The organism is Peteryoungia algae, from assembly GCF_030369675.1.
GTDB classification, from domain to species: Bacteria; Pseudomonadota; Alphaproteobacteria; order Rhizobiales; family Rhizobiaceae; genus Allorhizobium; species Allorhizobium algae.
Window position 1 is genome coordinate 4133476 of the sequence record NZ_CP128477.1, and the last position, 24944, is coordinate 4158419.

Annotated in this window: 23 protein-coding genes; 9 read left to right on the forward strand and 14 right to left on the reverse strand. The window is 61.8% G+C overall.

Translation table 11 applies throughout. The features are described 5' to 3' along the window. Positions 1-8 precede the first annotated feature (8 nt). The 3 genes from QTL56_RS19570 to adhP all read left to right on the forward strand — a co-directional run bounded on the left by QTL56_RS19570 (position 9) and on the right by adhP (position 2590). Complete coding sequence (locus QTL56_RS19570; protein WP_245134981.1) at positions 9-422, forward strand: MAPEG family protein; 414 nt, start codon at positions 9-11, stop codon at positions 420-422. 84 nt (positions 423-506) lie between these two features. Further along, positions 507-1382, forward strand: coding sequence for a dienelactone hydrolase family protein (locus QTL56_RS19575; RefSeq protein ID WP_245134984.1), 876 nt, complete (start codon positions 507-509; stop codon positions 1380-1382). A 179-nt stretch (positions 1383-1561) separates the two neighbouring features. Then, complete coding sequence (gene adhP / locus QTL56_RS19580; RefSeq protein ID WP_245134986.1) at positions 1562-2590, forward strand: alcohol dehydrogenase AdhP; 1029 nt, start codon at positions 1562-1564, stop codon at positions 2588-2590. 75 nt (positions 2591-2665) lie between these two features. On the opposite strand, the gene QTL56_RS19585 is transcribed toward adhP, so the two are convergent. Next, entirely contained in the window at positions 2666-3121 is a 456-nt protein-coding gene (locus tag QTL56_RS19585; RefSeq protein ID WP_245134987.1) for a hypothetical protein, read from the reverse strand. Between the two features lie 188 nt (positions 3122-3309). On the opposite strand from QTL56_RS19585, the gene QTL56_RS19590 reads away from it, so the two are divergent. Continuing rightward, complete coding sequence (locus tag QTL56_RS19590) at positions 3310-4449, forward strand: DUF3734 domain-containing protein (RefSeq protein WP_245134989.1); 1140 nt, start codon at positions 3310-3312, stop codon at positions 4447-4449. Positions 4450-4586: 137 nt separating this feature from the next. Further along, positions 4587-5213: a TetR/AcrR family transcriptional regulator gene (locus QTL56_RS19595; RefSeq protein WP_245134992.1), complete on the forward strand. Its 627-nt coding sequence runs from the start codon at positions 4587-4589 to the stop codon at positions 5211-5213. Positions 5214-5232: 19 nt separating this feature from the next. Here the strand turns inward: QTL56_RS19595 and QTL56_RS19600 are convergent, their stop codons facing one another. Then, positions 5233-6186, reverse strand: a complete 954-nt coding sequence (locus tag QTL56_RS19600) for a LysR substrate-binding domain-containing protein (RefSeq protein WP_229572932.1) — start codon at positions 6184-6186, stop codon at positions 5233-5235. 191 nt (positions 6187-6377) lie between these two features. Between QTL56_RS19600 and QTL56_RS19605 the strand changes: the two genes are divergently transcribed. Further along, a complete protein-coding gene (locus QTL56_RS19605) occupies positions 6378-6689 on the forward strand; it encodes a YjiS-like domain-containing protein (RefSeq protein ID WP_245134993.1) in 312 nt (103 codons plus the stop codon). A 206-nt stretch (positions 6690-6895) separates the two neighbouring features. After that, a complete protein-coding gene (locus QTL56_RS19610) occupies positions 6896-9394 on the forward strand; it encodes a methyl-accepting chemotaxis protein (RefSeq protein WP_245134996.1) in 2499 nt (832 codons plus the stop codon). A 74-nt stretch (positions 9395-9468) separates the two neighbouring features. Here QTL56_RS19610 and QTL56_RS19615 read toward each other — a convergent pair whose 3' ends face one another. The 11 genes from QTL56_RS19615 to QTL56_RS19665 form a co-directional block, all read right to left on the reverse strand. Further along, positions 9469-10371, reverse strand: coding sequence for a DUF937 domain-containing protein (locus tag QTL56_RS19615; protein WP_229572929.1), 903 nt, complete (start codon positions 10369-10371; stop codon positions 9469-9471). Positions 10372-10484: 113 nt separating this feature from the next. Next, positions 10485-11858: a glutamate--cysteine ligase gene (locus QTL56_RS19620; protein WP_245134997.1), complete on the reverse strand. Its 1374-nt coding sequence runs from the start codon at positions 11856-11858 to the stop codon at positions 10485-10487. Positions 11859-11999: 141 nt separating this feature from the next. Then, a complete protein-coding gene (locus tag QTL56_RS19625; protein ID WP_245134999.1) occupies positions 12000-12737 on the reverse strand; it encodes a 16S rRNA (uracil(1498)-N(3))-methyltransferase in 738 nt (245 codons plus the stop codon). Between the two features lie 19 nt (positions 12738-12756). Beyond that, entirely contained in the window at positions 12757-14262 is a 1506-nt protein-coding gene (locus tag QTL56_RS19630; protein ID WP_229572926.1) for an inorganic phosphate transporter, read from the reverse strand. A 176-nt stretch (positions 14263-14438) separates the two neighbouring features. Then, the gene (locus QTL56_RS19635; RefSeq protein ID WP_229572925.1) at positions 14439-14948 is read right to left on the reverse strand and encodes an NUDIX hydrolase; all 510 of its coding nucleotides are present in this window, start codon (positions 14946-14948) and stop codon (positions 14439-14441) included. A gap of 175 nt (positions 14949-15123) precedes the next feature. Further along, on the reverse strand, positions 15124-15885 hold the full coding sequence (locus tag QTL56_RS19640) for an HAD-IIB family hydrolase (protein WP_245135001.1): 762 nt from the start codon (positions 15883-15885) through the stop codon (positions 15124-15126). Beyond that, the gene (locus tag QTL56_RS19645; protein WP_229572923.1) at positions 15882-17219 is read right to left on the reverse strand and encodes a glycosyltransferase family 4 protein; all 1338 of its coding nucleotides are present in this window, start codon (positions 17217-17219) and stop codon (positions 15882-15884) included. Before QTL56_RS19645 ends, QTL56_RS19640 begins: the two co-directional genes overlap by 4 nt. Positions 17220-17353: 134 nt before the next feature. Continuing rightward, complete coding sequence (locus tag QTL56_RS19650; RefSeq protein ID WP_245135004.1) at positions 17354-18043, reverse strand: LutC/YkgG family protein; 690 nt, start codon at positions 18041-18043, stop codon at positions 17354-17356. Between the two features lie 3 nt (positions 18044-18046). Beyond that, entirely contained in the window at positions 18047-19471 is a 1425-nt protein-coding gene (locus QTL56_RS19655; protein WP_245135006.1) for a LutB/LldF family L-lactate oxidation iron-sulfur protein, read from the reverse strand. Between the two features lie 21 nt (positions 19472-19492). Beyond that, positions 19493-20266 (reverse strand): (Fe-S)-binding protein, encoded by a 774-nt coding sequence (locus QTL56_RS19660; RefSeq protein ID WP_245135008.1) that lies wholly within the window; start codon positions 20264-20266, stop codon positions 19493-19495. Further along, positions 20263-21093, reverse strand: a complete 831-nt coding sequence (locus QTL56_RS19665) for a FadR/GntR family transcriptional regulator (protein ID WP_245135010.1) — start codon at positions 21091-21093, stop codon at positions 20263-20265. The genes QTL56_RS19660 and QTL56_RS19665 overlap by 4 nt, the downstream gene beginning before the upstream one ends. Positions 21094-21258: 165 nt before the next feature. Here QTL56_RS19665 and QTL56_RS19670 point away from each other — a divergent pair, with 165 nt between their 5' ends. Both QTL56_RS19670 and QTL56_RS19675 read left to right on the forward strand, forming a co-directional pair. After that, a complete protein-coding gene (locus QTL56_RS19670) occupies positions 21259-22530 on the forward strand; it encodes a DUF3422 family protein (RefSeq protein ID WP_245135013.1) in 1272 nt (423 codons plus the stop codon). A gap of 66 nt (positions 22531-22596) precedes the next feature. Next, complete coding sequence (locus QTL56_RS19675; RefSeq protein WP_245135015.1) at positions 22597-24015, forward strand: DUF6880 family protein; 1419 nt, start codon at positions 22597-22599, stop codon at positions 24013-24015. On the opposite strand, the gene QTL56_RS19680 is transcribed toward QTL56_RS19675, so the two are convergent. Next, positions 24012-24908, reverse strand: a complete 897-nt coding sequence (locus QTL56_RS19680) for a LysR family transcriptional regulator (protein ID WP_245135017.1) — start codon at positions 24906-24908, stop codon at positions 24012-24014. The genes QTL56_RS19675 and QTL56_RS19680 overlap by 4 nt on opposite strands. Positions 24909-24944 lie beyond the last annotated feature (36 nt).

A 24944-nucleotide genomic window follows, 5' to 3' on the forward strand; every position in this document is an offset into this window, starting at 1 on the left:
CGCGTCGAATGACCGGATTTGAAATGTTCTGGCCCCTCCTGGCCCATGCCTTCCTTGTCTTCGGCCTCTATGCCCTCCTGGTGGTCCGACGCGCTGCCGTCGTCAGGGCCGGCAAGGTTGAGCGTATCGCCTTTCGCGAAAACCTCGCCGAGCCGGAGGAGAGCCGGGTGGTCAACAGGGCAATTGCCAACCAGTTCGAACTGCCTGTCTTATTCTACGCCGTCTCCGTCCTGCTGTTCATGACCGAGGCAGACAATCTTGCTGCCGTGGTGCTTGCCTGGATCTTCGTCTTGGCTCGCTACGTCCAGGCGGCCATGCAGGTGATCGGCAACCTGCCGCTTCGTCGTCTGTCCTTCATGCTGGGCTTCGTGGCGCTTTTCCTGATGTGGATGTGGCTCGCCACCTGGATGGCGACCAGCTGACGCCTTCACGGCAACGTGTGTGGGCGGAAGGAAACATGGCGCTATCTTTCGGAGGCATCCAGTCCGTCCCGCGAGGAGAGTGCCATGTCAAAGCCCGAAATCACCCAGGCCATGATCGATGCCTATGATGAATACACCCACCTGAGCCTCGACCGCCGAGGCTTCATGCAGAAGCTGACGGCGCTTGCAGGCTCCGGCGCCGCCGCCGCCGCGGTGATGCCAATGCTGGCCGCCAGCAAGGCGAGTGCTGCCATGGTCGAAGAGACCGACGCCCGTCTCGACGTCGCCGACGTGACCTATCCGGGTGCAGCAGGTGAAATGAAGGGTTACCTCGCGATCCCGAAGGACGCGGCGGACAAGCTGCCGGCCGTGATCGTCATTCACGAGAACCGTGGGCTCAATCCGCATATCCGCGACGTGGCCCGGCGCATGGCACTCGAAGGTTTTGTCGCACTCGCCCCCGATTTCCTGTCGCCCAATGGCGGAACGCCGGCCAATGAAGATGAAGCCCGGGCGATGTTCCAGTCCCTCGACATGGACGGTGCCACAGCCAATGGCGAGGCGACACGCGCGTTCCTGTCAGGCCACGAAAAGACCAACGGCAAGGTTGGCGCGATCGGTTTCTGCTGGGGCGGTGGCATGGTCAACCGCATGGCGGTCGCCTCTCCGGAACTCGGCGCAGGCGTCGCCTATTACGGCTCGCAGGCCCCGGCCGATCAGGTGCCGTCGATCGAGGCGCCGCTGATGCTGCACTATGCAAGCCTTGACGAGCGCATCAATGCCGGCATCGACGCCTACAAGGCAGCCCTCGATGCCAACGGCAAGACCTACGAACTGCACATGTATGATGGCGTGAACCACGCCTTCAACAACGATACCTCGGCGGCGCGCTACGACAAGGCTGCCGCCGATCTCGCCTGGTCCCGCACGATCGAGTTCTTGAAGAAGAACCTGGCCTGAACCGACATCTGCCGGGAGAGCCCTGAAGGGTTCCCCCGGCATTGTGAAGTTTCGATGAAATCGCCGATAGTTTGATACCGATCAATCGCCCACATCCCCAGCGCGCATAAGGTCTGGTCATGCCCGCCCTGCAAGTCCAGTTGGCGGGGGTCCAGTTCGAAGAACGATGGGAGTTTGATATGGCATCGATGATGAAAGCCGCCGTGGTGCGGGAATTCGGCAAGCCCTTGACGATCGAGGAATGGCCGATCCCGGAACCCGGCCCTGGTCAGATCGTCGTCAAGTATGAGGCGACCGGCGTCTGCCACACCGACCTCCACGCCGCCAGTGGCGATTGGCCGGTCAAGCCCAGTCCACCTTTCATTCCGGGCCATGAGGGCGTGGGTTACGTCGCAAAGCTCGGTGCGGGCGTATCCCGCATCAAGGAAGGTGATCGTGTCGGCGTGCCGTGGCTGCACACCGCCTGTGGTTGCTGCTCGCCGTGCCGCACTGGCTGGGAAACGCTTTGCGGCAGCCAGCAGAACACCGGCTATTCGGTCAACGGCACCTTTGCCCAATATGGCCTCGCCGATCCCGACTATGTCGGCCGCCTGCCGGACAATCTGGAATTCGGCCCGGCAGCACCGGTGCTCTGCGCTGGCGTGACCGTCTACAAGGGGCTGAAGGAAGCCGAGGTGAAGCCCGGTGAATGGGTGGTCATCTCCGGCATCGGCGGCCTCGGCCACATGGCCGTGCAATACGCCAAGGCCATGGGTATGCATGTGGTCGCCGCCGACATATTCGACGACAAGCTGAAGCTCGCCAAGGACCTGGGCGCCGATGTGGTCGTCAACGGCAAGGATGCCGATGCGATCGCGCAGGTGCAAAAGGCAACAGGCGGCGTTCACGGCGCGCTGGTCACGGCCGTGTCACCGAAGGCAATGGAGCAGGCCTACGGCTTCCTGCGTTCCAAGGGCACGATGGCGCTGGTTGGCCTTCCGCCGGGCTTCATCTCGCTACCGGTTTTCGAGACCGTCCTGAAGCGTATCACCGTGCGTGGCTCGATCGTCGGAACGCGCCAAGACCTTGAGGAAAGCCTGGAATTTGCCGGCGAGGGCAAGGTCGCATCGCATTTCAGCTGGGACAAGCTGGAGAACATCAACACCATCTTCGACCGCATGAAAGAAGGCAAGATTGACGGCCGCATCGTGCTTGATCTCGCAACCTGATCTGAGCTTCCAGACAGGCAAAACGGCGCGGCAGGACCGCGCCGTTTTTGATTGTTGAATGTTCGTGCCCGTGGCTTATTCCACCCCCTGGATGGCGATGATCTGGGCTTCCACCTCGGCGCAGCCGTCATCAAGGCAAACGGCACTCATCCAGACTTCGCCATTGCCGAACATCACGCCGTCGCTGTTGACGAAGAGACTGCCATAGTCCTGGTTGACGATCACTTCGACAATATCCGGGGTGAAGATGTCGCTGTAATACTCCTCGAGATCCTCCGCCTGTCGGAGCGTCTTGCGCATGCCATTGATGGAGACGGTGATCGGATAGGAGATGAAGGCGGACACCGCGATGGAATCCTCGTCGGCAACGCGCCGTTGCAGGTCGGCAATCGTGCTCCGGAAGGTCCGGGGATCACCGAGCAAGGCTTCGATCTGCTGGTCGACCTCCGCCTCGTCGGCATAACCGGGCGTGGACAGGAAAAGGGTTGCACCGACCAGAAGGGCGGCAAGGGTGGAAAGGGATTGGGTCATCGGCTGTCCTCGTCTCCGGATGGGCTGACTCCTTCATAGTCCGGAAACGCAGGTGCGCATCGCATTTCTTTTGGGTCGAATGCCGAGGAAACGCTGCGACAGGGAAGACCGCGTGAGGTCGCCCCCCACTGGCATTGAGCCCGCAACAGCCCTATCTTTGTGCGGCGCAGCAATAACCGGGCAGGCGAATGGCAGAAACAGGCATCAATACAGGCACAGATCGCATCTTCGTGTTCCAGGGCGGCGGGGCACTCGGGGCCTATCAGGCAGGCGCCTATGAAGCCCTGCATGAAAACGAGGTGGAGCCGGACTGGCTGGCGGGCATATCCATCGGTGCGATCAATGCAGCAATCATTGCGGGAAGCCCCCGCGAGCGACGGATCGCCAACCTGCGCGACTTCTGGCAGACCGTGTCATCCGGTCTCGACTTCGGCTGGGCGACCGGAGACAACAGGCTGAGGCGCGTCCAGAACGATGCCGCAGCGCTTGCCGCGACGGCCTTCGGCATCCCCGGCTTCTTTTCTCCCCGCCTTCCGACACCGCAACAGATTTTTGGCAATCCGGACATGCGTGTCAGCGCCTATGACACCGAGCCGCTGGTGAAGACCCTCGACAGGCTGGTCGATTTCGAACTGCTCAACGATTGCCAGACCCGTCTCAGCCTCGGTGCCGTCGAGATCCGCTCCGGAAATTTTGCCTATTTCGACAACCGCACGACAAAGCTCGATGCGCGTCATGTCGCAGCATCCGGCGCCCTGCCGCCCGGCTTTCCGCCAATCGAGATCGATGGCCGCCATTACTGGGACGGGGGGCTCGTGTCGAACACGCCGCTGCAGCATGTGCTCAACGTCAACGATGCCTCGCGCGATCTGGAGATCTTCCAGGTCGATCTCTTCAACGCCCGAGGCGACATGCCTCGCGACCAGTTCGAGGTGGAAAGCCGGATCAAGGAAATCCGCTACTCGAGCCGGACCCGCATGAACACGGATGATTTCGCGAGGCGCCAGATCGTCCGCCGCGCTGCCAAACGCCTGTTGGAAAGACTGCCGCCGGAGTTCCAGGACGATGAGGACGCAAGGATCTTGCGCTCCATCGGCTACGAATATGACGTGACGATTGTACATCTCATCCATCGCCGTGCCTCGCATGCCACCCATGCCATGGACGTGGATTTCTCCCGTCTTTCGATCGAGGATCACTGGAAGGCGGGATATGACGACGCGGCTTATACTCTGAAGCATCCGACGTGGCGTGATCGGGGGCGCCCGAAGGACGGCATCCAGACCTTCGACCTGGCCCGCGAGCGGCATCTGCAGGACGGCAGCTGACGTCGGGACGCACCTTTTCTGTGTGAAATCGTCCAATCATGGGGCTGATGGAAATCATTAATGATTTGGCCAGACCCCTGGCCTATTGCCATGGCATCTATCGGCGGCAATGACAGCCGCCTTGCTCGGGGAATGGAATGAACGATCATGTGAGGGAGGGGCGGCTTCAGTTGCGCAAGAAGCCGCAGCAGGAACGGAGCATCCAGCGCCTGGAGGCGATCCTCGAGGCTGCGATCGAGCTCTTCCTGGAGAAGGGCATAGCCCAGACGACGATGAGCGAGGTTGCTCAGCGGGCAGGGATTTCAATCGGCTCGCTTTACCAGTTCTTCCCGCAGAAGGCTGCGGTCATCAAGGCGCTGCACGACCGATTTTCGGCGCGTCTGGATGGTTTCATCCGACAGATTTTCATCGGGGTCAAAACCCTGGAGGAAGCAGCTGATCGCGCGGCCGACAGTCTGATCGAGCTTCACGACATATTCCGCCAGGAACGGATCTATACGACGCTCTGGCAGGCGATCGTGACGGATAGGGATCTGGGCCAGATTTCCGCCGACTACCATGAACATGTCATTACATGCTTCTATCGCGACCTGTCTCATCTCGTTCCCGAAAGCGATTACCAGCGCTTCCGGGTCAATTTGAAGCTGATGATCCTCGCGACCGGTGAAGTCATCCGGTACGCCACGCAGCAGGAAGAAGACGTCGCGCGCGCGCACCTCGATCAGTGGCGCCGTGTTACGCGCGTGTCCCTGTTCGCCTACTGAGCATCACCTGCCGATACCGTTACCAGCCCGGAATCATGTTGCTGGCACGAAGGCGCGGATAGTAGCGCGAATAGGTCTTTGGCTCGCCGTCCAGGTCGTCGTCCACTTGGGCCGGCGTGATGTTGTCGAGGCATGCGGTAATGTGGTCGGTGATTGCATTGACCAGCGAGGTCGAGAGGCCCGGACGTTTCATCAGACCGATCTGCACCGGCGGCAATGGCGGAAAACCGTCATTGGCGGTCAGCACCTTCATGCCTGTTCTAAGCGCCGACTCCGGCAGGATCGAGACGGCCATGCCGGCGAGCACTGCAGCCGCGACCACGGTCGAGGACCAGCTCGTGAACAGGATCTGATATTCGCGTCCGTCAGCATCGAGTGCCGAGCAGGCAAGTTGTCGCCACTGGCAATCGCGCCGGCCGACGGCCAGTGGAACCGGCGCGTCATCCTTCAGCGGATGGTTGGCCGATCCGACCCAGCACAGGGGTTCGGTGCGCACGACGTCGGACTGCCGCAGAAGCGGATTATGCGTCACGAGCGCGATGTCGAGCTCACCCTTGGCCATCTTGTCGGCGAGGTCCATCGAGGGTTCGCAGACGATATAGAGCTCGACATTCGGGTGGGTTTTGGCGAAGCGTCCAATGATCTCCGGCATGTAGCGGTCGGCATAATCATCGGGTGTCCCGATCCGGAGCGTGCCTTCCAGCCTGTTGTCGTCGAAGGCTGCCATCGCCTCGGAATTCAGCCGGATGATCCTGCGCGCATAATTGAGCAGTTTGTCGCCGTCTGCCGTCAGGCGGTTGCCGCGCCCGTCCTTGATGAACAGCTGCTTGCCGACCCGTTCCTCAAGTCTGCGCATCTGCATGGAAACGGCCGATTGGGTTTTGAACACGCGTCCGGCAGCCTTGGTGAAGCTGCCTGTGTCGACGATGGCGATGAAGGTCTGCAACTGATCGATATCGAGTGGGGCCGACATGGGAATTCATCCATCAGAAGGGTTGATGACTACCATTAGAAACATTCGTTGGACTGATCAATATCCTTTTGCGATCTTCACTCTCGCAATCCTCACCGGCCGGTTACCGGCCAAGCTTTCACCTCCTACCCTCATCGCCTGTCCGCTCCCGCGGGCGGCTGTCTTCTCGTGCCCGCTGAAAGGAATTTGCCATGCGCACGAACGATCGGATCCTCGACTTTGACCTCGATATTGCCGTTGGACGGCCGAGCCAGACGCTTGCCGCGCGCCTTGCCCGCCTCAACGTGTGGTTCGGATCCCTTCGCGTTGCGCTGCGCAATCGTCTCGCTGCGAACAGCCTCGCCGAGCTCGACGAGCGCCTCCTGAACGACCTCGGCCTCAGCCGCGGGGAGGTTCAGGACGTGCTTCACCGCCACGGTTACGCTGACGATCCTTCGCTGCATCTGACCCGTCTCGCGCGCCGTCGCGCCGAGCAGTCCCTTCGCGGCCTGAAAGCCGATTGATTCGCCTTCCATCCCCGCAGGGTGACAGCCAATAGCCCTGCTTCTTGCCCGGTCCCGATTATTTCGGACCGGGCTTTTTTTGTTGATGCTAAATTAGTGGCGAGACCTGTGGAATATGAGGGGAAAAGTGGCGGGAAGTAACCTGTTGCTAACGGGCGTATGTCAGCCATGAACTGCCTGACGTGCTACCTATCTGGAGACCCCTCATGCGTATATCGACGAAGCTGCCTTTGGCCGCGACGCTGTTCGCTCTCGTAATTCTGAGTGCCTCCGTGGCGATCGGCCTCGTGCAGCAGAGCCGCATCCTCGACGAGCAGGTGTATCAGCAACTGGAGGCGACCGCGGATGGTCGCCGCAACGAGGCGCGTCGTTTCCTCGAAGCCATCCAGCTCGACGCTCGCGCGACTGCGTCCGACATGATGACCCAGCAGGCACTGTTCGGCATCACGGGGGCCTGGCCAAAGCTCGGCGACAACCCGGCGGCCGAGCTCCAGAAGCGCTATATCGACGACAATCCCAATCCGGTCGGCGAAAAATACAACCTCGACAGCGCCAAGAAGGATAGCTACGACCGCGCCCATCGTCAGGGGCACACCACCTTCCTCAAGCACCTACAGGCTCAGGGTTACTACGACATCTTCCTGATCGATGTTGACGGCAATGTCGTCTACACGGTTCAGAAGAAGCGCGACTTCGGGACCAACCTGCTCAGTGGCCCCTACAAGGATACCGGCCTCGCCAAGGTGTTCGTGAAGGCGATCGGGAGTGATGATCCGAACCTGTTTGCCAGTTCGGAATTTGAGGCCTACGAGCCCCTGGCTGGAGAGCCCGCTGCTTTCATCGCCGTTCCGATCATCATGAACGAGCGCAAGCTCGGCGTGCTCGCTTATCAATTGCCCAATGATCAGCTGAACGGCATCTTCGCCAATACGCGAGGTCTCGGCGCGACCGGTGAAACCGTGCTGGTCGACAAGGCGGGCATGCTCGTTTCCGACAGCCCGCGCACCGCCGACATGGATAGCCTCAAGGTGAACCTCAGCGCACCGGTTCTCGCAGCAGCGATGAGCGGACAGGATGCGAGCGGCGAGCTTGAAGGCTATCGTGGCATGACGAGCCATGCTGCGCTGGTGCCGCTCGATTTCGGCGATGTCCGCTGGGCCGTCGTCGCATTGATCGGCGAAGATGAAATCACGGCACAACTCGTATCGGCCGGCCTGAAATCGGTCGGTATGGGCGCCGTCCTGGTGCTGGTCGGCTCGCTGGTCGGTTTCGTTTTCTCACGCAGCCTGACCCGGCCGATCTCCGAACTTGTGACCTCCATGGGACAGCTGGCGGACGGCAGGACGAATATCGATCTCAAGGGCATAGACCGTTCAGACGAAATCGGCGACATGGCGCGCTCCGTTGCCGTCTTCCGCCAGGCCGAAATCGACAAGCGCGCGCTGGAGACGGAGAATGAAAGCCGACGTTCGGCAACCGAAAGCGAACGCCATCAGCGCGAGGCCGAGCGGGCCGCAGCCCAGGCCGAACTCACCGAGGCGATCGAGGTGCTCGGTACAGGCCTCCAGTCGCTCGCCAATGGTGATTTGACCGCAACGATCCGCAAGCCGCTCGTCGGCAATCTCGATCGCCTGCGCCTCGACTTCAACACCTCGCTGGAACGCCTGTCGGCCACGGTCGCCTCCGTTCACGGCAATGTCGCAGAGATCAATCGCAAGAGCGGCGCCGTCAGCTCCGCCACCGCCGATCTCAGCAACCGCACGGAACAGCAGGCCGCCGCATTGGTCGAGACCTCCACGGCGATCCGTCAGATCATGGAGGCGATCCGCCATTCGTCGGAGCGCGCGGAAAATGCATCGACCCTCGCACGTGAGGCCCGCACCAATTCGGATCGCTCCGGCGAGATCGTCGGGGGCGCGATCGATGCGATGAGCCGCATCGAGCAGGCCTCGAGCGAGATTTCCAAGATCATCAACGTGATTGACGAGATCGCCTTCCAGACCAACCTTCTGGCGCTGAATGCCGGTGTCGAGGCAGCCCGTGCCGGTGAGGCCGGCAAGGGTTTCGCCGTTGTTGCCCAGGAAGTGCGTGAACTTGCCCAGCGCTCTGCGACTGCCGCAAAGGATATCAAGGCCCTGATCACCAAGTCCGGCCAGGAAGTTTCAAACGGCGTCGGCCTCGTTCGCGAAACGGGAACGGTGCTTTCCTCCATCGCCGGACAGGTGGTGCAAATCGGCGACCATATCCATTCGATCGCCTCCACGTCGAAACAGCAATCCGCAAGCCTGAACGAGATCAACGATGCGGTCGCCCGCATGGAGAACGTGACCCAGCAGAACGCCCGTGCCGCCGAACAGACGAACACGGAAATGGCTGGCCTGACCCGGGACGCTGAAATGCTGTCGGGTCTCGTCGGCCAGTTCACGGTCGAGGCGGGTGCCTCCACCTTGCAGAACCGCTTCGCCGATCAACTCGACACGGGCTTCAGCCGTCCGGCCCAACCGTCGGTCTCCCAGCCCGCACCGGCCGCTGCAAAGCCGGCCACGCGCTCCTTCCTGAAGCCGAAAGTCGCCCCGGCCGAAGCCGGCAGCCGCGCGGTCATCTCGCCGGCGCGCTCCCTGATGGACAAGATCTCCATCGGTCTCGGCGCAAAGCTGACCCAGGCCAAGGACAACAAGTCCGATGGCGAGTGGGAAGAGTTCTGAGCCAGAGCCGTTCCTGAACGCGAAAACGGCGCGGGAGACCGCGCCGTTTTTCGTTTCTGCAAAAGGTGGACCTCTCAGCCCTTGCTGTCAGGCTCTGGCGCCGAAGGCTTCTGTGCGTCCTTGGGAGAGGTGGTGCGATAGGTGTCGAAGATCTGTTCCATGCTCTTCTGGTAGCTCTTCTGCACTTCGAGCCCGCTGTCGAACATGGTGTTCATCATCGCAGCGAAACCTTCCTGCGTGTCTTTTTCCGACGTCTTTGCCGGCTCCTGTGGGGCCTTTGGCGCTTCCGCCGGCTGGCCGGTCACTTGCGCCGAATAGGCAGCCGCCATGTCCTGGAACGCCTTTGTGAACGGATTGTCGAGGAAGGGATTGGCAGCGGCCTGCGGGTCCGGCTTCTTCTGTCCGCCCATCATATCCTGGAAGGCACGCGTGAACGGGTTGTCGAACATCGTCGCGGCCTGGGCCTGCGGTTTAGGCTGCATGCCGGTGCTTTCCAGCCATTGCTGCATCATCGCCGCCATCGGCGTTCCGGCAAAGGCGTTGGCGCCCGGGAACTGCCCCGTCGTCTGCTTGAACAGCCCGCCCATCAACGTGTCGGCCATGGCAGGCATCATCTGCTTGAGAATGTCCTGGCCGATGCCCGAAAGCTGTGCGGCCTGTGCGGCGATCGCGCGCGAGACTTCCTTGGAGCCGAAGAGCTGCTGCAGCACCTGGTTGCCATCGGCTATGCCCTGCGGCGTGAAGGCCGAGCTCATGTCTTCGAAATACTTGGCATAGCTGCCTGAGGTCATCGCCTGGAGCAGGGCGGAGAAGTCGTAAGGATTGGTCGTATTGCGCTTGAAACCGGATGCAAAGGCCGGCATCAGCGCGGCGACCGCCTTGGCGGCCTGTTCCTGTGCCAGGCCATACTGCTTGGCCATGGCATCCACGGCCATGCCGTTCTGCGCCTGCATCATCATGTCGAACAGTGGCAGCATGGCAATCTCCTCGGATTAGTGCAGCTGATTCAGCACTATATCCGGAAAGGCCGCGAGGCAAACCGCTTTTTGCCGGCTTGCGCAAACGTATGCCGCTGCGGCGCTTGAAGCCTTTAGTACTGATAGTCCTCGAAGACCGGTTCCACGGAGCCGTTCCAGCGGCCGTGATACAGCGCCAGCATGTCGTCCGCCAGCGTCGTGCGCTTGGCGAGCACCTCGTCCAGCGTGTTGAGGAAGACGCTCTCGTCCTGGCCTTCGGAATTCTGCCGATCCCGCGCCTTGAGGCCGGCACGCGAGAGTTCGACGACCTCGCGGGCGACCTCCATCAGCGGACGTCCGGCAACCGAAGCCTTCAGCCCCTGGGCCGGAACCGCGTCGCGCATGGCGACGACGTCCTCGACCGTCCAGTTCGCGGTCAGTTCGTCCGCAGCGGCGAGCGCTGTCTCGTCATAGAGAAGGCCGACCCACAGCGCGGGCAGTGCGCAGATGCGCCGCCAGGGACCGCCGTCTGCGCCGCGCATCTCGAGAAAGCGCTTGAGCCGTACATCCGGGAAGAGTGTGGAAAGATGATTGGTCCAATCGCCCAGTTCCGGCGCCCAGTCGGCGACTTCGCCCTTGAGCGCGCCATCCATGAACTGGCGGAAGGTAATGTGGGTACAGTCGTGATAGCGCCCGTCACGCACGATGAAATACATCGGCGCATCGATGGCCCAGGCGACATAGTCGCCGAAGGAAAAATCCTTGGAGAACGTGAAAGGCAGCACGCCGGCACGCTGGTTGTCGGTATCGCGCCAGATATTGCCCCGCCACGAGACGAGACCGTTCGGCTTGCCTTCGGTGAACGGCGAGGATGCGAAGAGCGCGGTCGCCAGCGGCTGCAGCTTCATCGATACCCGCATTTTCTGGCGCATGTCGGCTTCCGAGGCGAAGTCGAGGTTCACCTGGATCGTGCAGGTCCGATACATCATGTCGAGACCCTGGGTCCCGACCTTTGGCATGTAGCGGGTCATGATTTCGTAGCGCGACTTCGGCATGCGCGGTGTCTCGGCCAGCGACCACTTCGGGCTGCCACCGATACCGAGGAAGCGGATACCCATGGGCTCTGCCACGTCGCGCAGCACGGCGAGATGCTGGTTCGATTCCTTGCAGGTCTGGTGCAGCGTTTCTACCGGCGCGCCTGAGAGTTCGAACTGGCCACCCGGCTCGATCGAGATGGCGCCCAGACCGTGCTGTTCGCCAAGCCCGATGATGTTGTCGCCGTCCATGATCGGCTCCCAGCCGAGCTTGGACTGCATGCCCTTCAGGAGTGCCGAAATGCTGGCTTCGCCATGATAGGGAACCGGGCTGTTGTCTGCGCGGAAGAAGGCGAACTTCTCATGTTCGGTGCCGATCCGGAATTGCTCCTTCGGCTTCGAGCCTGCGGCCATGTAGGCCGCCATGTCGTCGAGCGTGCCGAGAGGGGTCTGGTCAGTGGTATCACGAGCCATGAAAGCTACCTTGGTGGTCATCGCCGGTGGGCACGTCTGGAGCCCGGTACCGAGGCTGATTGAACCGGATTTATGTGCCGCGCAAGTGAAATTCTCTCAAGCTCGGCTCAAAAAACCGGAACCAGCAACGCGCTGCAAACACTATCGCCAGTCGCCGATGGCAGCCTGCACGACAGCCATTGCGGCAACGGCCGCCGTGTCGGCGCGCAGGATGCGCGGGCCGAGCGGAATGGCTGTGACGAAGGGCAGGGAGCGCAAGAGCTGGCGTTCTTCTTCAGAGAAGCCACCTTCCGGCCCGACCAGCAGCGCCAGTGATCTTTCCTCGATGCGGGACAGGGCGGGAAGAGGATTCTGGGTGGCACTATCCTCGTCGCAATAGATGATGCGCCGGTCCGCTGGCCAGCGGTCGAGCAGGTCGCGCAGTTTCTGAGGCTCGGCGACTTTGGGAATCGCGAGGATGCCGCATTGCTCCGCTGCCTCCACGGCATTGGCCTGCAATCTTTCGACGCTGCCGATCTTGCCCTGGACATGCTGGGTCATCACCGGCTGCAGGGTACCCGCACCCATTTCGACCGCCTTTTGCACCAGATAATCCATCCGCCCCACCTTGAGCGGCGCAAAGAGGAAATGCAGGTCGCAATCGGCAGGCTGCGGACGCGTCTCATCCTTCGGGGTCAGCAGGATCTTCTTGCGCGATGGGAAATGCACCGAAGCTTTCCACTCGCCATGCCGGCCGTTGAAGACGAGAAGCTCCGCCCCGTCTTCGAAGCGCAGCACATTGGCGAGGTAGTTGAACTGCTCCGCCGTTGCCTCGAAGGGTTGGTTCAACGTCAGGTCGGCGGTCACGTACAGCCGTTGCATTCGATAATTGGCACGCATGGACGTCTTGTCTCCAAGATCAAAGAGCCAGGTGAGACATAGCCCAATACAAGACGGCTGCAAGCCCGGCCGAGGCAGGAACGGTGATGATCCAGGCCGCGACGATTGTCATGAAATGCGACCGACGCACGAGGTAGCGGCGGCGGATCTCTTCCGGGTTGCGTTCGGGCTTTGCTTCGATCTCGAAGCGTTCGGCCTTGTTGCGCATGTAGGCCATGCGCCGCTTGGAGTTGCGGGTGTACCATTCGCGGAAGAAGCCAACGCCGAAGACGGCGCCGACCGCGATATGCGTCGAGCTCACCGGCAGACCGAGCGCCGAGGCGACGATGACGGTGATGGCAGCCGAAAGCGAGACACAGAAGGCGCGCATCGGGTTGAGTTTGGTGATCTGCTCGCCGACGAGACGGATCAGGCGGGGCCCAAAGAGCAGAAGGCCGAGCGAAATGCCGACAGCGCCGATGACCATGACCCAGAGCGGCACGGTAACCTGCCCCGAGATTTCGTGGTCCTGCGCGGCGTGCACGATGGCCGATAGCGGCCCGATCGCATTGGCCACGTCATTGGCGCCATGCGCGAAGGAGAGGAGGGCGGCTGCAAAGATCAGCGGAAGCTGAAAGAGCTTTCGCAGGGATTGGTTGCGGTTTTCGAGCCCGCGCGACTGCCGCCGGATCAAGGGCACGCTCAGCCACCAGGACAGGAGCCCGAAACCGAGACCGATCAGGCAGGCCTGCATGAGGCTGACGGAAACAACCTTGTTCAGGCCCTTGAGCGCGAGATAGGCGAGGAAGGAACCGGACATGATGCCGATCAGGACCGGCACCCAGCGCCGCGCCGCCGCGATCTTTTCTTCGCGGTAGATGATGAATTCCTTGATGAAGGCAAGGAAGAGCGCGGCAATGACGCCGCCGAGCACGGGCGAAATGACCCAGCTCGCGGCAATGCCACCCATGACACCCCAGTCGATGGCCGACATGCCGGCGGCAGCGATCCCTGCGCCGAGCACGCCGCCGACAACCGCATGGGTCGTCGAGACCGGCGCGCCGATCCAGGTCGCGAGATTGACCCAGAGCGCCGACGAAAGCAGCGAAGCCATCATCGCCCAGATGAAGACGTCCGCATTCGGCATCTTGCCCGGATCGACAATACCGCGGGAAATCGTGGACACGACATCGCCACCGGCGATCATCGCGCCCGCAGTTTCGAACACCACGGCAATCGCCAGCGCGACACCCATGGTCATGGCGCGCGAGCCGACAGCGGGGCCGACATTGTTGGTGACGTCGTTTGCGCCGATGTTCATCGCCATGTAGGCGCCGATCGCGGCCGCCGCCACGATGATCCAGGCCCCCGGGCGATCCATGGCAAGCGCACCAGCGAGCAGGGTTGCAAGCACCAGGAAGATCAGCGCGATCCCGAGGGGCGCGAATCCGCGCGAGACGTAATGTGCCGCTTCCTCGACATGGGCGATCTTGTCGAGATCCTTGTCGAGGGTCGGCTTGACGAGTTTCGGCTTTGTCTTGCCCATGCTGGGTGTCTCCGGACGAGGCTTCCGTGTCCGGATCCTCGGTCTGCAGTCTAGCGATTGATGATGAAGGCTAAGCCGTGGGCCACTGGCCGCGCGCGACAAAATTCATCGGGTCGCAAAAGGCCCTAGCGATAAAGGGGTCGGGCTGCAATATGACAGTTTTGTGACGGTCATATTCAGGCGCGTTCTGCAGCCTTTTTTATCGAAGGGGCGGCGGATTGTGACATTTTGGCAAAGTCGGCGAGCAGCGATTTCAGTTCGGGCTCCTCGACGCGAGCAGCGGCTTCGTCGCAACTGACCCATTCCAGCCGGCGCACGCCCTTCTCCGGAAACTCTTTTGCGGCACCCTTGACCTCGAGTGCGTGAACCTGGACCCGGGTCGCGACCTTGTGCCCGCCACGCATCTTTTTCATGTAGGTGTAGAAGCCGATTGGCTCCGACGTCGCCTTGCCCTTGATGCCGGCCTCCTCGAAGGCTTCCCGCTCGGCAATGGCATGGGGCTGCTTGCCCTGCATGTGCCACCCCTTGGGAATGACCCAGCGGCCCGTATCCCGGCTCGTGATCAGCAGGACCTCCAGATCGCCCGTCTTCTTCTTCGTGCGATGGCAGATCGCAGCGAATTGCTGTCGCGGCGGACGCTGCAGCATGAGCCTGAGGTCGGATGTGATGCGGCCAATGATACCCAAGGAATTGTCACCTCGATTCGTTGATTAGAATACGCCAAAATGCTGTCATGATACGCGTGATGTTGAAGCGTTCAGGCACTTTTCACGCGATGGTTATTGCTTGCCTATCAGGTGCGCGCCCGAGGCGTTCATTACAATGCGACATTCTATGCCCAGAAGTCGCTTTTTCCGACATTCAAGCCGGTTCGGATGGCGCAAACACGCCGAATCTCGTGAGCCCCTCGATCACGCCCCGGGCGGCGATGCCTCCGGTGGCGATGATTGTCTCAGGCCTTGTTTGCGCGAGGCTGGCGAGTTCCGGAAGTGCATTGCCCGGCAAAATCCCGCGCACGGCATCCAGTTCGAACATTGCCCGGTCATTGCCGGTGTCACCGGCCACCACCACCTCGTCGAGATCTATCGCAAGGGTCTGGCAGAGCCAGGTGAGCGCCTGGCCCTTGTCGGCGACCTCCGGCAACACGTCCAAATCCCGCCCGCTCGAATAGATGATCCGGGCGCGGTGTCCCGACCCGGCGAGAAGCTGTTCCAGCTCCTGGATGTCTTCGGCTGTCGCGTCATGCAGGTACCAGCTTGATTTATAGTCGTGCTGGTACTGCGCCGGCTGCCGCTTGAGGCGCTCCATCATCACCAGTTCCGCCTCGATCAGGTCCACGTCAAAGCCTTCGCCAATCAGCGTCTGATACTCCGCGGTCAGATGCGGATGGCTCTCCGAATGCACCATGGTGCCGACGCCGCCGATCAGGAAATCGGCTGGCGGCAACCCCTCTTGCACCGTGAATTCGATGATGTCCTCGATCAGGCGGCCGCTATTGTAGACAAGCAGCGGCCGCTCGCCGTCGGGCAGCGACTGCCACAGCTGCGCGAATTCCTGTGACGCATCGCGGTCACCCGCCAGCGTTCCGTCCAGATCGGAGGAGAACAGGCGTATCGGTTTCAATCCCCGTCGTTCCATGGTTCGGCCCAGTCGCTTTCTTCAAGAGCTTGCGCCACCGGGCGGCCTTCGACAAGTGCCACGAGTTGCTGGGCGATTCCGGTCCAGGTGAAGAGGCTGCGCGCCTTGTGGGCACCCATGCGCGACAGCCGTCCGTAGAGACGCGCATGCTTCAGCGGCTTCATCATCGTGATGCCGAGATCATACTTGTCGAACGTGTCGGCGAAGAGGGCATGGCGGCCATAGCTGATGGCGCGATACAGCCCGCCGTGGATCGTAACGATCGTGGGTGTGCCGCTTGCCATGGCCTCGATTGCTGTCATGCCGAAAGGCTCGTATCGGCTCGACAGCACGAAGAGGTCGGCCGCACGATACATGTCCGGAAGGTCGTCGTCGGCAATGAAGCCGGAAAACTCTACCTTGTCAGAAATTCCGAGGTCGGCGACCTGCTGCTTGAGCTGGGCGAGGATCGTCTCTTCATGAGGATCCATATTCTCGCCGCCCACGGCAAGCCTCAGGCGTGTCTCCGGCATGCGCTCGACCAGAACCGAGAAGCCATCGATCAGGAGATCATAGCCCTTGTTGGTCGCAAGCCGCCCGAGCGCGAGAATGGTCGTGCCTTCAAAGCCGAGACGCTGGCGCAACATTTTGCGCGAGGCCGACGATACCGGATAAAAGCGGTTGTCGTCGTAACCAGGCGGGATCATGTGCACACGGCTGCGTGACAGCCCGTAATCTTCCGTCAGCATGTCCAGCTGGATCGGCGTCGTCGCAATGACCAGCTGGCAGCTGCGATAGATGATCAGCTCGTGCTGGATGCGTTCCTTGAAATTGAACTCCTGCTCGAACTTGTCCGCCTGTTCCGGATAGTCCGTTTCCATCTGACGCTTCTTCCACATGCCCAGCGAATGCGGCGTGTGGATGTGCGGCACATGCAGCGCTTCCGAAAGCCTTTGTCCTGCGACGCCCGCATCCCAGTAATGGCTGTTGATGAAAAGATAGGTCAGATCTTCGCGCTTGATCCAGCGCAGGGCCTTCTCGTTCCACTCGGCCAGATGGCGGTGGAGATATTCCTTCGGAATGAAGTCTGGGCCGCCACAGGGAATGCGCACGACGCGAACGTTCTCGTCCACCTCGTCGATCTCAGGCTGGTCCTCGAACCGGCGGGTGAAGATGTCGACCTTATGCCCGAGCTGGGCGAGTTTCTTTGCAAGTTCAAGGACGTAAACGACCTGTCCGCCAGTATCGGCGGCACCGAGAGGCGGGTGTGCGGCGACGTAGCCATGCGTGGAAACGAGCGCAATGCGCGGCGTTTCATGCGGGTCCGTTAGTAGTGCCATAAATCCCCACTGTTAAAAATTTCGTTCTTAAGAAGAGGAGATGATAATGCACGAAACGGGCGAATGTTTCAAATTTTGAACGAAATTTTCAATAACAGGCGACTTTGCTAGATTCGATCGCCGCAGGATCTCCCTCAGGTCAGGCGCCCCTCGTTCTCTCCAACAATCACGATATGAAGAGCCCTCGGACCATGCGCGCCGAGCAGCAGCGTCTGCTCTATATCGGCGGAACGCGACGGTCCGGTGATCATGTTGACCGTTCGCGGCATGGTGTCACCCTGCGCTGCCCGCAAGTTCGCCCAGAGGCTCTCCATGTCGCCGACAATGTCTGTGGCCTGGACCACGACAATGTGGTGATCGGGCAGGAAATTCAGCGTCACGGGATTGTCCGGTCCGGACAGCACGCAGAGCGTTCCCGTCTCGGCGATGCCCCCGAAGGCATGGCTCACGGCCACGAGGTCATTGCCGTCAGAGGCCCCGTGCTTGATTTCCAGTGCACCTGTCGCATGCCAGGGAAGGTTTGCGAGCCGCGCGTCGGCGCCGATACGGATGGCGGCGGGCAGGTTCCGCTGCTTGAGATAGTCGGCGACGGCTGCCGGCAAAGTCGCACAGCTAGACATGCGCTCTGTCGTGGCATTGTATTTCTCGGCCATGGCGATGAAGAGCGCCAGCCGCTCCTCGGCTGGCAACTGCCCGCGTTTGGGAATGATGCCGAGCGGGCGCTCGACGAGCCTGCTCGCAACGGCCGCAGCGCGCTCGGCGTCGTCTCCGCTCACTTTCAGCGAGGTCCGGATCCGGGAAAGAATGGCTTGGCGGCTGTCCATGGCTCAGGCCCCCTGTTTCTGGCGCGCGGCCCATTGCTGCGTAAAGGTCTGGGCCTCGGGCGCCGGAAGGTCTCGGATGCTGGTCCAGCCGGAGGCGAAAGGCAGGGTGGTGATCCGGCCCTTCGATCCGCCGATCAGGTTCAGCAGTCGTGCGCCGATCGCGGTTGCCATCCGGTAGAGCCTCGGCCGCTTGGCTATGAAGGCAAAGACACCAAGACCGTAGCGTGCGGTGGCGGGATTGAGATGTTTTTCGAATTCGCGCTCGCGCCAGTGCCGCATCATCTTCGGCAGCGGAATATGCATGGGACACACGCTTTCACACCGTCCGCAAAAGGTCGAGGCGTTCGGCAGATGGCCCGAGATGTCGACACCGAACAGAGAAGGGGTCAGAACGGCGCCCATCGGGCCCGGATAGACCGAGCCGTATGCATGGCCGCCGACGGCATGGTAGACAGGGCAATGGTTCATGCAGGCCCCGCAGCGGATGCAGCGGAGCATGTCCTGGAACTCGCTGCCGAGCATGGCGGTGCGTCCATTGTCGAGCAGGATGACGTGATACTCCTCCGGGCCGTCCGGATCCTCGGTGCGGCGCGGGCCGGTGGAGAAGGTCGTATAGACGGAGATGTCCTGGCCGGTCGCCGAGCGGGCAAGCAATCTCAGGATCTGCGAACAATCCTCCAGCGTCGGCACCAGCTTCTCGATCGAGGCGACCACGATGTGCACCTTTGGCAGCGACTGCGTCAGGTCGCCATTGCCCTCATTGGTGACGATGACGGAGGTTCCGGTCTCGGCGATCAGGAAATTGGCGCCGGTAATCCCGACATCCGCCTGGAAATAGCGCTTGCGCAGCACCTGCCGCGCTTCCGACAACAGTGTTTCCGGTGCCGTGAGGTCGCGTTCTGGGTCGAGATGCGTATGCACCCGGCGGAAGTCCTCCTCAACCTGCTCCTTGTTGAGATGCACGGCCGGCGCGATGATGTGGCTCGGATGCTCGCCCCGGAGCTGGATTATGTATTCGCCGAGATCGGTTTCGACCGGCTCGATTGCATGCTCGAAGAGGAAATCATTGAGGTTGATCTCCTCGGTGATCATCGACTTGCCCTTGGTCACGGTCTTCGCCCCGACCCGCTGGCAGATATCGAGCACCAGCCGGCGTGCATCTTCGGCACTCTCGGCCCAATGCACATGTCCGCCCGACTCCGTCACCTTTCTCTCATAGGCCTGGAGATAGAGGTCGAGATGGGCGAGCGTGTGGTTCTTGATCTCGCGGCCCTTGTCGCGCAGCGCATCGAATTCAGGAAGGGCGGCAACGGCGGCAGCGCGCTTGCCGATGAAACCCTTTTCGACATTGGTGAGCGCCTTTTGCAACTGAGGGTCGGCCAGCGCCCTGGCGGCATTGTCCTTGAACTGCGGAGCGGTGAACTGCATCTCTTCCTCCTCCCGTGTTCTCTACTTGCCGCTGCCGGCAATCGGCCGGCCGTCGGTCATGCCGGCCAGTACCTCCGCGACATGCCGCACCTCGATGGTTGAGCCTTCGCGCTTCAGTTTGCCCGCCATGTTCATCAGGCAGCCCATGTCGCCGGCGAGCAGAATGTCTGCCCCGCTCTCGGCGATCGTCGCCGTTTTCTTCGAAACGATCTTGCCGGAGATATCGGGATATTTGACGCAGAATGTACCGCCGAAGCCGCAACACACATCGGATCCCGCCATCTCCTTCAGCTCCAGCCCCTCGACTGTCGCCAGCAGCTGACGCGGTTGTTTGGCGATGCCGAGTTCCCTGAGGCCCGAGCAGCTGTCGTGATAGGTCACCGATTTGTCGAGCCGGGCCTTCACCTGGCTCATGCCGCGCACGTCGGCGAGAAAGGAGACGAGCTCGAACACCTTGTCCGCGAAGCGCCGACAACGCTCTTCCCAAAGCGGATCGCCTTTGAAGAGATCGGGATAGTGCTTCTTCAGCATGGCGCTGCAGGAGCCGGAAGGAGCGACCACATAATCGAAGCCCTCGAACTGCTCGATCACCTGCCTGGCAAGATCGCGGGTGTCCTTCGTGTCGCCGGAATTATAGGCTGGCTGACCGCAACAGGTCTGGGCGATTGGCACATGCACGTCACAGCCGGCCTCTTCGATCAGCTTGGCAGAGGAAAACCCGACGCTCGGCCGGAAGAGATCGACCAGACAGGTGGCGAAAAGGCCGACCTTCGGCCGGTTCTGGGCTTGGCTCACGGTTTCGTCTCCGTTCTGGAAGGTGCTGTTGTGCGGGTTCCGCGGCTGCCGTCGCGCCGGATCAGCCGGAGTTTCGCGACCCGGCCCCATTCGCCGGCCCGCGCGCTTTCGTCTGCGGCCCGCATGACGAAGTCGATATGTGCTTGCGCTGCCGCCTTGGCGGCTTCCGGATCGCCGGCCAGGATCGCGTCATGGATCGCCACATGCTGTTCCAGCAGCCTTTCCCGCGCATTGTGCAGCGAGAATACGGCCTTGCGGTTGAAGAAGATGCCTTCCGACAGAAGCCGGTAGCAGGCGCGCATGGTGTGCAGCAGGATGATGTTGTGCGCGGCTTCGCCGACGGCATTGTGAAACTCCACATCCGCCACCAGCTCGTCCTCTGGCTGCGCCTCGGCATGGGCGCGCCGCATGTCCTCGATGATGCGTGACAGAAGCGCCTTGTCGGTCTCCGTTGCACGCTGGGCCGCAAGCTCCGCCGTCAGGCCTTCAAGCTCACGGCGATACTCGAGATAATCTCGCGTTGCCCGCGCATGCCGCGAGATGAGGTCGGTGATCGGCTTGGAAAAGACCTGGCCGATGATGTCGGCGACAAATGTGCCACCGCCATGATGGCTGACAAGCAGCCCTCGGCTTTCCAGCTCTTTCAGCGCATCCCGCAAGATCGGTCGCGACACCTCGAGCGACTGGGCAAGTTCCCTTTCCCCTGGCAGCCGGTCCCCGTCGCGCAACACGCCGTCAAGGATCAGAAGCTCGATCTGCTGGACCACCTCGTCTGCGGTCCGGCTGTGGCTCACGCCTGAAAACAGGCTGTCTTCATCGTCTGTCATCACGCTCTCCATGCCGTTTCATAACAAGCCTTGCAACAATTGGTCAATTTTATTGTCCACTTCATCTTTTGCAGATGAAGCCATGGGCAAAGGCTGTGACGTTTGTGCCTTTGCGCTGGCGTCGCGGCACTGTTAGCTTGATCCCGGGCCAAGGGAGACAGCTGCGTGGCAAAGGGTGATTTCGCATTTCCGATGGCGCCGGAGCGCGCATTGGCGCTCGGTGAAATCCACGCGAGGCCGTATGCGCTGGTGAAATCCAGCCGGGTGATCTTTCAGCTCGCCTTCATGATGGATGGCGGCTCGGCCGTACATTACGCGGCCATTTCCGAACTGTCCCGCGCCCGCGGCGTGGCTCCACCGGACAAGCAGGGGCGCTATCACGCGCTCGCCTGGGGGCAGGGAACCCTGCGCTGGGAGCGTCACACGGAATTCTCCACCTGGTTCTGGGATGGCCCCCTGCCGGAGACCTTCGGCGGTGATGTGCCGATCCATCCCTTCGGTGACGGCTTCATTGCGCCTGGTCCGCTGATCTCCGGCATCCGCTTGGAAATGCGCCCCGATGGTTCCGAGATTGCCGACGCACGCGCAGCCTTCGATCCCGCGAGCCTTTGCTACAGCGAACTCAAGAACGGTCAGGCGGCGGTGCTCACCGACTTCCGTCAGGACGGGCATGGTCTCACGCAGATCCTCGTCATTGATCGCGGCATGACGGAAGCCGGTCGCGGCGCCGTCGTCCAGCGCCTGCTCGACATCGAGACCTATCGCACCATGGCCATGCTCGGCCTCCCGCTCGCACAGACGCTGTCACCGGAAATGCGCCGCATCGAGGATGGCCTGACGGCCGTCACCCAGCGCATGAAGGCCCATGCCCGCAATGAATCTGATGAAATGCTGTCGGAACTCACCCGGCTTGCGGCGGAGCTGGAGGCCGATGCGGCGCTCAGTCTTTATCGCTTCGGCGCCAGCCGCGCCTATGACGGCATCGTGCGCGAGCGCATCAAGACACTGGACGAGACGCCGGTCCCGGGACACGAGACGCTCGGTGCTTTCCTGGAAAGACGGCTGGCACCGGCCATGCGCACCTGTCAGTCGATCGAGGAACGTCAGGCGAACCTCTCGCGAAAACTCTCACGCGCCACGGCCCTTGTCCGCTCCTGGATCGATGTGGAGTTGGAACGGCAGAATTCCGACCTCCTGGCGGCCATGAACAGTCGTGCCGAAATGCAATTGCGCCTGCAACAGACGGTCGAAGGGCTCTCCGTCGCTGCCATCTCCTACTATGTCGTCGGTCTCGTCGGTTATGCCGCCAAAGCCATCCCGCACGATCTCCTGCCCTTCGATACGGCCATCATTACCGGCATTTCGGTGCCGTTCGCGGTCCTCGGCGTCTGGTGGGTGGTGCGGCGAATCCGCCGCAGCCATGAACGGCCGGCCTGATCAGCGCTTGCTGCCTGCCGCTGCCGGTCGATATAAGGCGACAGACAGTTGCGGATGACAGGCGGAATGGCGAAGCAGACCAAGGCGAAACTCGACAAGAAGGGGCTATCAGGTCTTGGTCTTGAGAAACTGGTCGATATCCTCCTGGAGGAGTCTGCGGCCAACAAGGCCCTGAAGGCACGGCTCCAGACGGCGCTGGCCGGCGAAACCGGGCCGGACGAAATGGCCCGGCTCATCGACAAGCGCCTCGATGCGATCGACCAGGCGACGACGCGCATCAATCGCGCCCGCGCCCGTGATCTCGCCGGCGAATTTGCAGCCCTTGCCCGCAACATTCTCTCCGAACTTGGCGGAGCCGATCCTCAGGCTGCAGCGGAGCGTATCCTGCGCTTCCTTGGTCTGCGCTTCCCCGTCTCGGCCCGCTTGGCGACCGACAATGCCCGGCTCTGGAAGGTCTTTGAGGATACGGAACTCGCAGCGATTGATCTGATCAAGAGCGTCGGTGCTGAGGAGCAGGCCCTGCTAGTTGCCCATCTGGAACGACTGCGGCTGCGCGACCGCTACGGCGAACACACCGGTTTCCTCAGGGCATTGACCGGCGTTGTTTCGGCACCGGCGGCCAAGGCCTGGCGCACCGTGCTGGCTGAGCTTGTTCCAAGCGAGCCCTTGAAGCTCGGTGCCCTCGATCTCCTGCAATCACTCGCTTTGCACCAGGGCGATATCGATCACTTCCTTGCCCTCGAATGTCAGAAGCCCGACAACAGGCGCGACACGCTTGCGGTTGCCGACATGCTGCACAAGGCAGGCCGATTCGAGGTTGCCTTGGAATGGGTGCGCGAGCGCCCGCGCGGCGTGCGTCTCATCCCGGTCAACGGCGTGCTCGCCTCTGTCGGCCCCGACTATGGTGCCCATGAGCGCCGCCTGCTCGAAGCCGAGATCCTCGATAAATTGAAGCGCCGCGAAGATGCGCAGGAACTGCGCTGGCGGGAGTTTGCCGAAACTCTCGATCCTGGTGTCCTCAAGCTCTACCTCTCGAAGCTCGACGATTTTGCCGAATTCGATGAGCTGGACCGGGCACTCGCGCTCGCTAAGGAACACGAGGATATCTATCTCGGTCTCGACTTCTTCCTCGCCTGGCCGCGCCTCGATCTCGCCGCAGCCCATGTGCTGCGCCACCGCCACGATTGGGAGGGCCGCCACTACGACGACCTCGCCCCTGCCGCCGAAGCCCTGTCTGCCAAGGAGCCGCTGGCCGCCGTCGTGCTCTACCGTGTACTGGTCGAAGATATCCTGCGACGTGGCATCGGCATGGCCTATCCGCATGCCGGCCGCTATGTCGGCGAACTCGCACGCCTCATGCCGAACCTGCCCGAAGGTCACGGATTGTCGACCCACGCCGCCTTCCTCGCGGAGCTAAGGCGCAGTCATTCGAAGAAATACGGCTTCTGGAGCTCGGTGCCGGGCGGGTTGTCGGGTCAGCCCTAGCGCTCCCAATAGGGCACCGGCCCGTAGAGCTCAGCCAGATAGTCGATGAACAGCCGCACCTTGGCCGGCAGAAACTGGCGGCTCGGATAGACGGCCGACAGCGCCACGTTGCGCGAGCTTTCATACTGCGGCAGCACCTGTACGAGCTTGCCGCTCTTCAGTTCCGCGCCGACATCCCAGGTCGAGCGCAGCGCAATCCCCAGACCGGCGATAACGGCTTCGCGGATGACCTCGCTGGAATTGGTGATCAGCATACCCTCCGGACGCAGCGTGACTGGCCCGGTCGGACCTTCCAGCCGCCAGGAGTCGTGGTTGTGTGCTGGCAGGCAGCGATGCTTCTTCAGGTCGTCGAGGGTTTCAGGCGTCCCGTGTGCAGCAAGATAGCTTGGAGCCGCACACAGCACCCGACGCACGGGCGCGAGCCTGCGCGCAACGAGCGAGGAATCGTTCAGCTCGGCGATGCGAATGGCGATGTCGAAGCCGCCACCGACAATGTCGGTAAACTCGTCCGACAGCACCAGATGGATCGCGAGATCCGGATGCGCCTGCATGAAGGGCTTCAGATGCGGCGCCACATGCATGCGGCCGAAGGAGGTCGATGCGGAGATCTTCAAGGTCCCGTTGACCTCGGAGGAGCGACCGGACGCAAAGGCTTCCGCCTCTTCCAGTCCGCCCAGCACCGTCAGCACCCGCTCGTGAAATCCCTGGCCCGCCTCCGTCAGCGAGATCTGCCGTGTCGTTCGCTGCAAAAGCCGGGTGCCAAGCTTGTCCTCCAGCCGCTTGATGCGCTTGGAGACGACGGCCGGCGAGAGGCCGAGATCACGCGCTGCCGTCGACATGCTGCCGGCTGCAATCACCCGGACGAAGACTTCGAGATCGCCGAGATTGGTCATGAATGGATGCCACTGTTTCCGTTTTCGTCATAAGTG